Origin of the sequence: Devosia sp. MC521 (assembly GCF_014127105.1) — a bacterium.
Lineage (GTDB): Bacteria > Pseudomonadota > Alphaproteobacteria > Rhizobiales > Devosiaceae > Devosia.
In genome coordinates this window covers 1263032-1276449 of sequence record NZ_CP059902.1, presented here as the reverse complement: position 1 = coordinate 1276449, position 13418 = coordinate 1263032, and the positions used below count along the sequence as shown (strand labels likewise).

The window sequence follows — 13418 nt, the reverse complement described above, 5'->3', positions numbered from 1 at the left end:
TATTCGCGCATAAGGAGCGTACCAATGCGTATTTTGCAGGTGCTGCGCGCTCCGGTGGGCGGCCTTTTCCGTCATGTTTGCGATCTTACCGAAGAGCTTTCGGCGCGCGGACACGAAATCGGCATAGTCGTTGATGCCCTCGCCAGCGACGCCCAGACAGAAGATAAACTCAAAGCGATAGAACAGTTCACGAGCTTGGGCGTCTACCGCCATCCAATGCCCCGCGTTTTCGGCATGGGCGACCTCAAAACACCGTTCGCGGTCAACAAATTGGCCAAACGCCTAAACGTGGATGTTATTCACGGTCACGGTGCCAAAGGCGGGTTCTACGCTCGTCTCGCCCGGCTGGGCGGCAATACGGCCCGCACCGTCTACACGCCTCACGGTGGTGTCTTGCATTTTCCGTCCACCTCACGCTCTGGGCAGATATTCCACAAGTTGGAACGCGCACTCATGCGCAAAACAGATGCGATAATTTTCGAAAGCCATTTCGCGCTCAAAACCTACAGCGCGTTGATCGGAGCACCCACCTGCCCGACGAGTGTTATCTATAACGGGCTCCGCCCTGCCGAATTCGAGCCCCTCGAACATATCCAGCCGCTGTCGGATTTTGTCTTTGTGGGCGAGCTACGCGAGCTCAAAGGCATCTTCCACCTTGTAGAAGCGCTGGCCCAAATCAAGCGAGCCGATGGTAGCGGACCGACCCTCGTCGTGGCAGGCGATGGCCCATCTCGACCAGAACTCGAGCAAATGATCTCAACCCTAGGACTGACTGATCAAGTCCAGTTTTTAGGATCGCGTCCGGCGCGCGAGGCTTTTGCGCTGGGCGAGTGCGCAGTGCTCCCGTCCCTCGCTGAATCCCTACCCTATGTAGTGATGGAAGCAACCGCCGCAGGTCTCCCGGTGATCAGCACCCGTGTTGGCGGAATCGCTGAAATATTCGGCCCCACTCAGGAGCGGCTAATTCCAGCCGGTGATACAACCGCCCTGACCAAGGCAATGCAGGCGCACCTTTCTAACCCGACGAACGAAATCAATGCGATGCACGCCCGTCGCAGCTATGTCTCTGAATTCTTTACGTTAGATTCAATGACAACGTCGATATTAAACATCTATCAACCAAGCAAATAACTTCGACCATATCGATTCACACATTAGCTGATGTTTGTGGTCAATAGTACCCATAGAGCGGGTATTAATTCGATATGTTTCAGATCGACACGCAGTCAGTATTACAAAATCAGGTAAGCCAGAGAGCACCATCTGATGGCACATTATCGCCGCGCGCAGAGGAACTCATAAGCGAACCTGCTGACGTGGGATATTCAAGCGCTGTTATTACGGGTATCGCGCAGATCGTTGAAGCGATCCTACTGATCACAATTGGCTGTGCGATCTACTGGAGCTACGTCGGCACGGGACAAGAGAATTTCTATCTGCCGGTCATTTTGGCAAGTGGCCTTGTGGCAAACTTGTTCTTCAACATTGCGCGAACCCATCGTATCCGCGCCTATAGATCGCGATTTTGGCAACTGGGGCGCGTGTTAGCAGGCTGGTCCAGTGTCATCGCAATCTTGGCTATCGGGTTCTTCTTCTTCAAAGCGGGCGATCAGGTTAGCCGCGTCTGGCTGATGAGCTGGTGGGCCCTCGGTGGCATTACCCTCGTAGTCTATCGACTTAGTCTGCGTTCGTTGGTTCAACATTGGAGCGACGCCGGACAACTCAAGCGTCGGACTGTTATCGTCGGTGGCGGACAAGACGCAGCTCAGCTGATCAACCAGATCCAAACTAGCGCCAAGTCCGACATTGAGCTTATCGGCCTTTTTGATGATCGCGTTGACGATCGCTCACCAGATGAAGTGAGTGGATTTTATAAGCTCGGCCGTGTCTCTGATCTGGTGGAATTTGCCCGTCGCACGCGTGTCGACCTCGTGCTCGTCTCCATGCCACTGTCCGCAGAGAAGCGCGTTCTCGACATGCTGACCCAGCTCTGGGTTTTGCCTGTCGACATCCGACTCTCAGCGCATATGAGCAAATTGCGTTTCACCAATAAGGCATATTCTTATGTCGGCGACCTGCCCGTGCTCGACATGGCTGACAGACCGATTTCAGACTGGAACCTTGTGTTCAAATGGGCTTTTGACAAAACAGTAGCATTACTTGCGCTCATCGCGCTTTCGCCCATCATGCTCATCACCGCACTTGCTATCAAGCTAGAGAGCAAAGGTCCGATATTCTTCGTCCAAGATCGACATGGCTTCAACAACGAGCTGATCCGCATCTACAAATTCCGCTCTATGCGAACGGACATGCTCGACGCCAATGCTACAAAACTGGTGACTAAGGACGATCCGCGCGTCACCAAAGTTGGTAAGTTTATCCGCCGGACCTCAATTGATGAGCTACCGCAGCTTTTCAATGTGCTCAAAGGTGAACTGTCGATCGTCGGCCCTCGCCCCCATGCTCTACAGGCTAAAGCCGCGAACACGCTGTATTATGAAGCCGTGGAAGGGTATTTTGCTCGCCACAAGGTCAAGCCCGGCATAACCGGATGGGCTCAAATTAGCGGCTGGCGCGGCGAAACTGATACGCTCGATAAGATCGAACAGCGCGTGAACCACGACCTCTATTACATTGAAAACTGGTCGATCCTGTTCGACCTCAAGATCCTTGTACTTACGCCGTTCCGCCTCTTCTCGTCCGGGAATGCGTATTAAGTCCCGTCGTGCTGCGATTAGCTTTCCCAAGGTAGAACCAGCACACGCCCTGGCGCTAGTCTTCCCCGGCCTTGGGGACAGCCGACTCCCATAAATGCAAGGATATTGAGGCAGCTCAGGAGACGACCGAGCGGCCTCTTGGCCGCTGATACTCGCCCAGCCGCGCCTAACACTCGCCGCAGGCAAGAAGCGGCCAAGCCTCGAAGGTTTAGCAGACAAAAAAACCGCTCAGCGAGGCTAAGCGGCGTGCGAACTGTCATCATTAAAATGGTCGGAGCGGCGGGATTCGAACCCACGACCCTTTGTCCCCCAGACAAATGCGCTACCAGGCTGCGCTACGCCCCGACTAGAAAATCTCATAAGGAAACAGGGGTTTTGGCGCAACCCCTAAAAAGTCGGCGCATCGACCATTTGCCGAGTATCGGGAGGTTTTACACATCTCGGGCACCAATGACGGCAATAGCTCACCGCCCCGCAAAGTCGGCGGTTCAACAGCCACATTGCGGGTGCGGGATAAGTGTTTTGCTCGCCTGCGAGAGCGACTATGCTCAAACTCCCATACCTATCCGGAGGACTATAATGAAGAAGTTCGCACCAATCGCACTTGTCGCTTTCGCTGCTCTGACAATGACCGCATGCACAACCACAGAGCGCACTGTGACCGGCGCAGCTGTAGGCGGCGCTGGCGGCGCGTTAGTTGGCGGCGCCCTTGGCGGCTATACCGGCGCTGTCGTTGGTGGCGCTGGCGGTGCGGCTGTCGGCGCTCTGGTCGCCAACCGCTAATCGTCGTTCTCTTCTTAGGGCCCTATCCTGAGCTAGCAAGCTAGGCTCGATCCGGGTGCTGAGGTATCCGGATTGAGTACGCTTTCTAGAAACTTAAGCGGCCCCGTCGCCTTCCTGCGCCAGTTACACTCTTGTGCTCTCTTGCATTCTCTGGCGCCCTCCCCTAGGTCTGAGGCATGCGGGATTAACCGCATAGTTCTCAGGGCGGGGTGCAAGTCCCCACCGGCGGTAAGGCTCACAAGGCCGAGCCCGCGAGCGCTTCCTTCGGGAAGGTCAGCAGATCCGGTGTGATTCCGGAGCCGACGGTCATAGTCCGGATGATAGAGAACGGGATTAGGTACCCAGATTGGGTATGCATGCCTTTGCGCGCGCATACCTGCTGTCGCCGCCCGTAACCCTGAGGAAACTGGTTACGGAAAGGACGACAATGAACCAGATTTCCTCCCCGACCCGAAATGCTGCCGTCGGCGCGATGTTTATGCTCGCTGCCTCGCTTGCTTTCGCAGGATCAAACACGCTTCAGTCTGTGCTGCCTTGGCAGTTTAACATGAGCTCCACAGGCATGGCATTCTGGCAATATGTCATTGCCTCCCTGCTCGCCCTACCGCTGATCATGCGCATTGGCCTGCAAAACCTCAGAACACGACACCCAATGTTACACGAGCTTCGCGCGTTTGTGTCGGCACTGGGCGTGCACGTGTTCGTTTACGGCTTCGCCTCCGGCGTACCGATCTGGCAAATGGTGACGTTACTTGCAACCGGCCCCCTCTTTATCATTATGGGCTCGTACTTCTTTCTCGGGGAACGCGTCTCTGCTGCCCGCCTTGGCGCGGCAATCGTGGGCTTTATCGGCGCAGTCATCGTCTCGGGCGTTGGCAGCGAAGGCTTCTCCGCACAAACACTGATACCCATTTTCGCTGCAGCCCTGTGGGCCGGTACAGATATTATCACTAAACACCTCGCCCGCGAGGAGAGCCCCGAAACGCTTACCATTTCGCTTCTGCTGCTGGTGACGCCCAACCATCTGGCAATCTTACTGATCGTCAATGCTCTCGGCTGGCTTGCCCCGACAGTGCTCCCTGCGGGACTGGCCACTGGCTTCCCGTTTGCATTGCCTGAAGGTTTTGGCCTGGTCCTGCTTTTGCTGCTCGGCGCACTCACCGCTGCAGCGAACTATCTGCTAGCCTTTGCCTATCGCAATGCAGACGCTACCTATCTGCAGCCTTTTGGAGACCTCAAGGTGCCGCTTGGCGGATTGATCGGCTGGATCGCTCTAGGACAAGTGCCGTCTGGCTACTTCTGGATTGGCGCCCTTTTGATTGTTGGCGCATCGGTGTTTATCTATTGGGTCGAACGCGACAGCACCCCAAACAGACTACAAACAGCGTAACACTTGCGTAATAAATGCTGGAGCATTGGTTGAGGGCCTTGTACTAAGGCCCTCAATGTTTTTGTGAGGGGGCCAGATGGCGCTGAAAGAAAACGACGTCAGCTTTTTTAGACCGATGTGGATACGCGGCGGTATCTCCGTGTTCCTTGCGATTTGGCTAGGCTGGGAACTGCTCTATACAGGCGACATGTTCTGGGCCTCTATCGTCTGCGTAGTTCTGGTTTACTTCGTATGGAATTTCTTCGTCAAATTCCCAAAGAACGACGCTTCGCCCCCAGAGGCGGCACCGACAGAGACCACTCAAAACGACGAAGAGCCGCGCTAAGCGCGGCTCTTCCGTATTCATTGCGTGACTGATTTAGTGTTCGCGAGCCCGCTCTAGGATACGCTTGCACTCGAGCAGTTCGCGCAGAACCTCTGAAAGCTTATTGCGCGAATCTTCATCGAGCTCAGGGCTAGCCGACAGCACGGCTTCTTCAAGCTCAGCTGCATCTCCCGCAGCTTCCGCCTCTTCAATCAGTGGCAGTATCTCATCAAGCCCTTTCCCCTCGCCTACGGCGATGACATAGCGCGGCCCTTGATCCTTGAGGATCTTCTGGACGCCTTTGATGGTAAACCCTTGATCGTAGAGCAAATGGCGGATGCCGCGTAAAAGCATCACATCTTCCGGCCGGTAGTATCGCCTGCCACCACCTCGCTTTAGAGGCTTGATGGTAGCAAACCGAGTTTCCCAGAACCGCAGTACGTGCTGCGGTAGATCCAGCTCTTCAGCTGCCTCCGAAATCGTGCGGAACGCGTCGGGCGACTTATCCAAAACAGCCGGTCCCCTCGTAAGAAAGCCTTACTCTGCAGAGGAAACCATAGACTTGTTGATCTTGGACTTCAACACGTTGCTCGGTTTGAACACAAGAACCTGCCGAGGCAAAATCGGAACCTCCTCGCCCGTCTTAGGATTACGTCCGATACGCTCGTTCTTCGAACGCACGTGGAACGACCCAAAGGACGATAATTTGACGTGAGAACCGACAACCAAAGCGTCTGAGACCAGCTCAAGCACTCGTTCGACAAGCTCAGCAGATTCCGTCCGAGATAGACCCACAGAACCATAAACTGCTTCGGCCAAATCGGCGCGCGTAATAGTCTTCTGCGACATAGCACCCCCAAAATCCAACGGACTGAATGTCCGTACCCAGTATCGAAAGCGACGAGACTGCTGCGCCCTTTGGCACAACGAATACTGCCCATTTCGCGGCATAAGCACGCTCCAGGCATTGGATCCTTCTCCCCGAGGGAGACAGTAATGCCTTGAACAGCTTAACGTCAATGCATGTCAGATATTTACCAGCGAATGAGCGAAGCGCCCCAAGTAAATCCGCCACCCATTGCTTCGAGCATCACCAGATCACCCGGCTTAATACGGCCGTCTGCGACAGCGACACTCAATGCGAGCGGCACAGACGCAGCAGAAGTATTGGCGTGTTGATCAACAGTGGTCACGACCTTCTCTGGCGCCAGACCAAGCTTGGCCCCAGCGCCGTCGATAATCCGCTTGTTGGCCTGGTGCGGCACAAACCAATCAAGGTCATCAGTCGTGTAGCCGGCCTGTTCCAATGTTGCGTACACAACGTCGGTGATCTTGCCCACGGCATGGCGGAACACTTCCGGACCCTGCATGCGCACGTGGCCAGTGGTGCCTGTCGTCGATGGCCCACCGTCGACGTAAAGCTTGTCCCAGTGCTTGCCATCCGAACGCAGAGCAGACGCTAGGATACCACGCTCTGGCTCGCCCTCAGCCAATTCGACGCGCTCCAGTACGATAGCCCCTGCCCCATCCCCGAAGAGGACGCAGGTGGTGCGATCATTCCAGTCGAGGAGGCGGGAGAAGGTTTCCGCGCCTATAACCAGAACACGCTTGGCCATGCCCGACTTGATATAGGTGTCAGCGGTTGTCACCGCATAGACAAAGCCGGAACACACGGCCTGGATATCGAATGAAAAGCCGTGGCTCATGCCCAACTTCATCTGCACCAGCGAGGCCGCCGATGGAAACGTATAGTCAGGCGTGGTGGTCGCGACGATGATCAGGTCGATATCGTCAGGCGTGAGCCCTGCATTGTCGAGCGCCGCACGTGCTGCCGCGGTGGCGAGGTCAGATGTAAACTCACCTTCCGCTGCAATGTGGCGCTTCTTGATACCAACGCGCTGCTGAATCCACTCGTCCGAAGTGTCCACACGCTTAGCGAGATCTTCGTTCGTGACAGCGTTTGCAGGCAGATAGCTGCCCACACCGCGGATGATGGATCGTACTCTGGTCACGCCGATTATGCCTCGGTTTCTGTAGGCAGAGAGGTCTCTGTCTTGTTAATGGGGAAGCGCTGCAAGGTATCGCCAACCTTGTCCATCAGGCGATTGCGCGCCATGTCATAGGCAAGGCCGAGAGCACTCTTGTAGCCGACTTCGTCAGTGCCGCCGTGCGATTTGATGACCACGCCGTTAAGGCCGAGGAACACACCGCCATTGACGGTACGTGGATCCATTTTGCGCTTGAGAGCGCGCAAGGCAGAGGACGCGAATAGCGCCCCAATCTTGCTCATCAAATTGGCGGTCAGAGACTGCTTGAGATAGGCAGCGACCTGACGGGCAGTACCTTCAGCAGTTTTAAGCGCAATATTGCCAACAAAGCCTTCGGTGACGACAACGTCGACGGTGCCCTTGCCGATATCATCGCCTTCAACGAAGCCATGATAGGTGAAGCCATTGCCGCTCGCCTGAGCGAGGATTTTGCCAGCATCCTTGATAGAATCCAGGCCCTTCACCTCTTCAGTGCCAACGTTGAGCAGGCCCACTGTCGGATTTTCGGAATCAAACAGTGCACGCGCTAGTGCCGAACCCAGAATGGCGTAGTCCACCAGCTGCTGAGCGTCAGCGCCGATGGTCGCGCCCATGTCGAGAACGATGATGTCCGAGCGCACAGTCGGCCAAATAGCTGCAATACCAGGACGGGAAATCCCTTCCATCGGCCGCAAGCAGAAGGTCGACATGGCCATAAGAGCACCGGTGTTACCACCTGAAATGGCAACATCGGCTTCGCCGTCCTTAACAGACTGAATTGCCTTCCACATGGACGACGTACCGCGCCCCTTGCGCAGAGCCTGGCTTGGCTTTTCGTCCATCGCGATCACGGTTTCGCACGGAATGAGCGTCGAGGCGGCTTTAAGCGCAGGAAATTCTTCAAGGAGCGGAGCAACCTGCTCCTCAATGCCGTGGAAAATAAAACGCGTGTTCTTGCGCTCTTTCAGCGCCAGATAGGCACCGTGGAGGACCGCGCGGGGCGCGTTATCGCCGCCCATAGCGTCCACGGAAATAGTTATAGTATCGTTCATTTCAGCCTGTTATCTGGCCCGCCGGTGGGGCGAGCAAACATATCCCAAGATGGGGTCGACGCAAGCCCTTCAACCTAGGACTTGTCTGCGTCCTTCTTCAAGGCTGCGAGCTTAGCAAAGGGATTTTCTTCCCCTTCGTTCTGCAAGTTTAAGCTCTCGACGGTTTCACCCGGGAGACGCGGATAGGGATCGAGCGCAAGTGCAAGAGTTTCAAGCATCAAAGCGCTCAAATCGACCTCAGAGCCATCGATGTGATCTGGAAATTCGTCATCTTCAAGGTCGATGAACACTTCCGAGCCTGGCGCAGCAGGTTTTTCACCCTTAGCTGCAGGCAAAAACACACGATCGATAGGCTCACGCAGCTTTTCTTCAACCGGATCCTGGCTGATGATCGAGGCTTGCTGGACTACTGCGTCCACAAAACCCTGCGCGCGTAACCCGCCGCGCAATGGCACAACGGTCAGCTCGGCAACAAAACGATCAACGGCGAGTATTTTTAGCGACTCAGCAATTGCAGCGCGCTGCGCTTCGTCGGCGTTGACGTTAACGGAACGACCAGACGCTGGGAGCTTATCAAGACGCACAATGGCGTCGAAAATTGGCTCGTCTTGGATAGTCATAATTTAGGCTCCAAAAGTCAGCTTACCGTCGGTTATGTCTGAGGTGCTCTGCGCCACCAGTGCTTGGTCTTGTGCCAACACATAAGTCGCAAGACCCGAGACATGTTCGTCGGTCGGCTGGTCATAAACGTTGCGGGCAAGAACGGCCTTCAAGGCTTCCTTATCGCCGCTATCGATGGCGGTATTAAGGGCTGCCAAGAGCCCAAAGAAGATGTTGCCCATCTTCTGAATTTTCTTCGGAATACCGATATCCGTCACGCCCATTTCGCGCAGCGAGCGATCCATATCCTTGAAGAAGAGATCGAATACGGCTTGGCTAAACGCCTTGTCAGATTCGCTGCCCGCGCGCAGACGGCGAAAAAGCAGGGCCATGTGAAGGCTGATCATGTCGAAACGGCCAGTAACTGTGTCAGCTACACCCCATTCGGCATAGAAAATAGGCTGCCGGGATTGCGCCACAATGGCGTTATAAATCGCATAAACTGGCTCTGTAGCGGAGTTCTTGCGAAACAAGGACATAATCATGGGATTGCGCTCGGCGTCGGTATGGGTCAAACACAGGCAGATTGGGGTGCCGGACCACTGTCAGCTTGCCAGAAAGCTAAGTTGACAGCTACACATTCCGGCGGCCACAAAAGGCACGCGCCTCGTTACAACCGCCTATAGTCGAGAGCCATTGGGAAAGTCAAACTATGAGCCTGCGTCTTGCAAAAGCCTCCGTTGTCGCGACCATTCTGGCCGTTGCGCTAGCTGGTTGCAGTAGCAGCACTGCTCTGGTGACACAGCGCACCCAAGGGTACGTCATCCCAAGCACTGCGCTGCAGCAGATCCGTCCGGGTCAAAGTCAGCAGACGGTACAGTTGGTTCTGGGGTCGCCACAGTCGACCAACACATTCGGTGACCAGACCGCTTGGTACTATGTCGAGACCAAGGTGAACCAAACCTCGTTTGGCTTCACGCAGATCAAGGAACGTACGGTTCTGGCGGTCTATTTCGACAAGAGCAAGAAAGTCAGCGAGCGCGCTGTCTACTCGCTACAGGATGGCCGCGCGGTCGACATCGAAACCCGCCGCACCCCATCTTTCGGTCAGGATGCGACCTTCATCGACTCGATCCTCTCCTCGTTCTAATTCTGATTCCAGAAACGAATTTAAGCCTCGGATTTTCCGAGGCTTTTTTTGTTTTCTTGGCCGCTGTGATTGTGCCCAAGCGAGGCCATACCGATAAGCCATTGCAAGGCCTAACGACACCGCGATCACCACAATGATCTGCGTGTATGGATTCCAGTGCGGGAAGTACTCCTCAACCCGCCTTAGGATGAAGACGTGGACCAGATAGGCTCCGAAACTGGCTTGCGCGAGTGCCGACAGAATGGGCGAAGTCGGCCTACTGATACGTAGGAATACAACGCCTACCCCCACGGCCCAGAACAGCGTGCCAGTTGAGTACTCGTTGTCCGAGAAGTTTGCCCCTCGAAGCCTGTACTTCTCAACCACGTGCAGCACGAGCCCCAGAAGACACACGAGGAGCCACCAGCATGTCGAGAGTTGCATCCACCTTGGATCGCGCTTCAGGCTGACACCAATCAGGAAGAATAGCGGCGCGAAGAACAGTCCGCTGCGCATCCAATAGATCGGAAAAACTTCGCCAGTCAGCAGCGCGCTATATACGCCTAGCGACATGCCCGTTGCGTATAAAACAGTCGTCAGTACCGCGGTTGCGGCAAAGCCCATGCTCGACAAACCAGCGAATACGATCGCCCCGCCGACGAGCAAGGCCGGCAAATACCACAGATGATATCCCGCCCCTCCGGTCCACGCGACGAGCAGAACTCGCTCCACGAGCGTGACGGGGTCGCCCACAAAGGCACTGGGGCGCAAGTTATAGAACGCGAGCCAGAACACGAGCGGCCATGCCACGCGCTGCCAGAGCTTGCGAACAGGGACGATCTTGGCGCTGAAGTATCCAGCAAGGATGAAAACGCTTGGCACGGCGAAGCGCGACAGGTCGCGCAGTATATCGCGCATCGGATCGCCTTCGGGAAAAGCCCCATAGGCGTGAATGCAAACAACCGCGCAGAAGGCGACGAGGCGGAGTAAATCCGCCCCCGCATGTCTGTCTGCGGTTGTCTGTCCCATCCCCGACCCTCCCAACGGTCAGGATAGGGCGATCGCAGAACAAAAAAATACCCGGATTTCTCCGGGCATTTTGAATTCTTGATTTTGGCTCTTTTAGAGCTCGGAACCGGCGTCTCGGGCGATCTTGTCGAGAGCGCCATTCACGAGGCCCGCTGCATCGTCCTCATAGAACGCGCGTGCAACATCAACATATTCAGTGATGACGACGCGTGCCGGAATGTCCTTGCGGAACAGCAACTCAAAGGCAGCGGCGCGCAAAATAGCGCGCAGGGTCGCGTCTACACGCCCAATCGGCCAGCCTTCTGCCAGCGCTTTGTCGACCGTCGGGTCAACTTGGAGCTGGTGCTTAGCAACACCGGACACGATCTGGCGGAAGAAATCGGCGTCAGCGGGTAGATACTGCTCGCCTTCGATTTCACGGCCGAGATGGAAGGCGCCGAACTGTGCGAGCGTGTCTTCCAGCGTCGCGCGGCCAATATCCATCTGATAGAGCGCCTGAACGGCGGCAAGGCGCGCAGCACCACGCTGATTAGCGGGGCGCACAGCGCCGGGATCACGTTTTGGATGGTCGGTCATCGGCTGTTCAATCGGTTCTATCAGTCATCTTCACTCAGGACGGTTTTGTCCTGAGCAAGTTCGGCTAGGAAGTTACGGAAGTCGTCCGCCGCAGAGAAGTTCTTATACACACTCGCGAAGCGAACAAATGCGACATCGTCGAGCCCTTTGAGGCCTTCCATCACATATTCGCCAATTTGGTCAGAGGTGACCTCCATATCGCCCAAGCTTTCCAGCTGACGGACGATACCGGAGATCATGCGCTCTGCGCGCTCTGGTTCTACAGCGCGCTTACGCAAGGCCGTGTTAACAGAGCGGGCGAGTTTATCCCGATCAAACGGGACTTTTCGTCCGCTCTTTTTCACGACAGTTAGGTCACGAAGCTGCACGCGCTCGAAGGTCGTAAAACGCCCCCCGCAAGCGTTGCACACGCGGCGACGCCGAATAGCGCCCGAATCTTCCGTCGGGCGGCTATCCTTCACCTGCGTGTCGTCATTGCTGCAATAGGGGCAGCGCATGGGCCGTAACCTCTATTAGCTGTAGATCGGGAAGCGTGCGGTCAGGGCTTTCACCTTCTCGCGCACAGCCGCTTCTACAGCGCCGTTGTTGTCTTCGCCGTTGGTCTTGAGACCATCGAGAACTTCGATAATGAGCTCACCAACTTCGCGGAATTCAGCCTCGCCAAAACCACGGGTCGTGCCCGCTGGAGTGCCGAGACGAATACCGGAGGTGATCGCTGGCTTTTCAGGATCGAACGGCACAGCGTTCTTATTGCAGGTGATGTAAGCACGGCCGAGGGCAGCTTCTGTTGCCTTACCGGTCAGGCCCTTCGGACGAAGGTCAACCAGCATCAAGTGGTTGTCCGTACCGCCGGAGACGATCTCAACACCACCCTTTACGAGGGTATCAGCGAGCACCTTAGCGTTAGCAACAACTTGCGCCGCGTACTGCTTGAATTCAGGCTGCAGAGCTTCCTTGAACGCAACTGCCTTACCAGCAATCACATGCATCAGCGGGCCGCCCTGAATGCCTGGGAAAATGGCCGAATTGATCTTCTTCGCGATCGCTTCGTCATTGGTCAGGATCAGACCACCGCGTGGGCCGCGCAGGGTCTTGTGGGTGGTGGTGGTCGCGACGTGCGCATGTGGGAATGGGCTTGGGTACTGGCCACCGGCCACGAGGCCTGCAACGTGCGCCATATCGACGAAAAGCAGCGCGCCGACTTCGTCAGCGATTGCGCGGAATTCAGCCCAGTCCATGACGCGCGAATAGGCCGAGAAGCCTGCGACAATCATCTTTGGCTTGTGCTCTCGAGCCAGCGAACGCACCTGATCCATGTCTACATAGCCGTCCTGCTGACGCAGGCCGTACTGAATAGCGTTGAACCACTTGCCAGACTGGTTTGGCTTGGCGCCGTGGGTCAGGTGACCACCAGCGTCGAGCGACATGCCCAGAATAGTATCGCCTGGCTGTACCAGCGCCTGATAGACGCCCTGGTTCGCCTGCGAACCGGAGTTCGGCTGAACGTTGGCGTATTCAACACCGAACAGTTGCTTTGCGCGTTCGATGGCAAGGCTTTCCGCCACGTCCACATATTCGCAGCCGCCGTAGTAGCGCTTGCCCGGATAGCCTTCGGCATACTTGTTGGTCAGAACCGAACCCTGTGCTTCGAGCACAGCGCGCGAGACAATGTTCTCGGACGCGATCAGTTCGATTTCATGCTGTTGACGTCCGAGTTCCTGACCCATTGCTGCGGCGAGTTCCGGATCGGTCTCGGCAACGGAATTGGTGAAGAAGTTTGGAAACAGATTTGCAGCGCTCATCGGAGGGTT

16 protein-coding genes, 1 tRNA gene and 1 riboswitch are annotated in these 13418 nt (G+C 56.0%); of the genes, 6 read left to right on the top strand and 11 right to left on the bottom strand.

Features of this window, described 5'->3' with window-relative positions:
* Positions 1-24: 24 nt before the first annotated feature.
* Together H4N61_RS06030 and H4N61_RS06025 are read left to right on the top strand one after the other, a co-directional pair.
* Entirely contained in the window at positions 25-1131 is a 1107-nt protein-coding gene (locus tag H4N61_RS06030) for a glycosyltransferase (RefSeq protein WP_169196105.1), read from the top strand.
* A 185-nt stretch (positions 1132-1316) separates the two neighbouring features.
* Complete coding sequence (locus H4N61_RS06025; RefSeq protein ID WP_248306570.1) at positions 1317-2717, top strand: undecaprenyl-phosphate glucose phosphotransferase; 1401 nt, start codon at positions 1317-1319, stop codon at positions 2715-2717.
* A 268-nt stretch (positions 2718-2985) separates the two neighbouring features.
* On the opposite strand, the gene H4N61_RS06020 is transcribed toward H4N61_RS06025, so the two are convergent.
* Positions 2986-3062, bottom strand: a tRNA-Pro gene (locus H4N61_RS06020).
* Positions 3063-3296: 234 nt separating this feature from the next.
* On the opposite strand from H4N61_RS06020, the gene H4N61_RS06015 reads away from it, so the two are divergent.
* The 3 genes from H4N61_RS06015 to H4N61_RS06005 all read left to right on the top strand — a co-directional run bounded on the left by H4N61_RS06015 (position 3297) and on the right by H4N61_RS06005 (position 5215).
* Positions 3297-3500: a YMGG-like glycine zipper-containing protein gene (locus tag H4N61_RS06015; RefSeq protein ID WP_169196103.1), complete on the top strand. Its 204-nt coding sequence runs from the start codon at positions 3297-3299 to the stop codon at positions 3498-3500.
* 191 nt (positions 3501-3691) lie between these two features.
* Positions 3692-3833, top strand: a riboswitch (FMN riboswitch).
* Positions 3834-3927: 94 nt separating this feature from the next.
* Entirely contained in the window at positions 3928-4890 is a 963-nt protein-coding gene (locus H4N61_RS06010; RefSeq protein ID WP_169196102.1) for a DMT family transporter, read from the top strand.
* Between the two features lie 76 nt (positions 4891-4966).
* A complete protein-coding gene (locus tag H4N61_RS06005; protein WP_169196101.1) occupies positions 4967-5215 on the top strand; it encodes a hypothetical protein in 249 nt (82 codons plus the stop codon).
* A gap of 33 nt (positions 5216-5248) precedes the next feature.
* On the opposite strand, the gene H4N61_RS06000 is transcribed toward H4N61_RS06005, so the two are convergent.
* The 6 genes from H4N61_RS06000 to H4N61_RS05975 form a co-directional block, all read right to left on the bottom strand.
* Positions 5249-5704: a MerR family transcriptional regulator gene (locus H4N61_RS06000; RefSeq protein ID WP_169196100.1), complete on the bottom strand. Its 456-nt coding sequence runs from the start codon at positions 5702-5704 to the stop codon at positions 5249-5251.
* A gap of 27 nt (positions 5705-5731) precedes the next feature.
* On the bottom strand, positions 5732-6043 hold the full coding sequence (locus tag H4N61_RS05995) for an integration host factor subunit alpha (RefSeq protein ID WP_169196099.1): 312 nt from the start codon (positions 6041-6043) through the stop codon (positions 5732-5734).
* A 185-nt stretch (positions 6044-6228) separates the two neighbouring features.
* Positions 6229-7206: a beta-ketoacyl-ACP synthase III gene (locus H4N61_RS05990; protein ID WP_169196098.1), complete on the bottom strand. Its 978-nt coding sequence runs from the start codon at positions 7204-7206 to the stop codon at positions 6229-6231.
* Between the two features lie 5 nt (positions 7207-7211).
* Positions 7212-8273, bottom strand: coding sequence for a phosphate acyltransferase PlsX (gene plsX, locus H4N61_RS05985; protein ID WP_169196097.1), 1062 nt, complete (start codon positions 8271-8273; stop codon positions 7212-7214).
* A 74-nt stretch (positions 8274-8347) separates the two neighbouring features.
* Positions 8348-8893 (bottom strand): YceD family protein, encoded by a 546-nt coding sequence (locus tag H4N61_RS05980; RefSeq protein ID WP_169196096.1) that lies wholly within the window; start codon positions 8891-8893, stop codon positions 8348-8350.
* Positions 8894-8896: 3 nt separating this feature from the next.
* A complete protein-coding gene (locus H4N61_RS05975; protein ID WP_169196095.1) occupies positions 8897-9418 on the bottom strand; it encodes a ubiquinol-cytochrome C chaperone family protein in 522 nt (173 codons plus the stop codon).
* Between the two features lie 167 nt (positions 9419-9585).
* On the opposite strand from H4N61_RS05975, the gene bamE reads away from it, so the two are divergent.
* Positions 9586-10023, top strand: a complete 438-nt coding sequence (gene bamE, locus H4N61_RS05970) for an outer membrane protein assembly factor BamE (RefSeq protein ID WP_169196094.1) — start codon at positions 9586-9588, stop codon at positions 10021-10023.
* On the opposite strand, the gene H4N61_RS05965 is transcribed toward bamE, so the two are convergent.
* The 4 genes from H4N61_RS05965 to glyA form a co-directional block, all read right to left on the bottom strand.
* Positions 9928-11031, bottom strand: coding sequence for an acyltransferase family protein (locus tag H4N61_RS05965; RefSeq protein WP_182395370.1), 1104 nt, complete (start codon positions 11029-11031; stop codon positions 9928-9930). The genes bamE and H4N61_RS05965 overlap by 96 nt on opposite strands.
* Before the next feature lie 93 nt (positions 11032-11124).
* A complete protein-coding gene (gene nusB, locus H4N61_RS05960; protein ID WP_169196092.1) occupies positions 11125-11607 on the bottom strand; it encodes a transcription antitermination factor NusB in 483 nt (160 codons plus the stop codon).
* Between the two features lie 20 nt (positions 11608-11627).
* Positions 11628-12104 (bottom strand): transcriptional regulator NrdR, encoded by a 477-nt coding sequence (gene nrdR, locus H4N61_RS05955; protein WP_169196091.1) that lies wholly within the window; start codon positions 12102-12104, stop codon positions 11628-11630.
* 15 nt (positions 12105-12119) lie between these two features.
* Positions 12120-13409: a serine hydroxymethyltransferase gene (gene glyA / locus H4N61_RS05950; RefSeq protein WP_169196090.1), complete on the bottom strand. Its 1290-nt coding sequence runs from the start codon at positions 13407-13409 to the stop codon at positions 12120-12122.
* Positions 13410-13418: the final 9 nt, after the last annotated feature.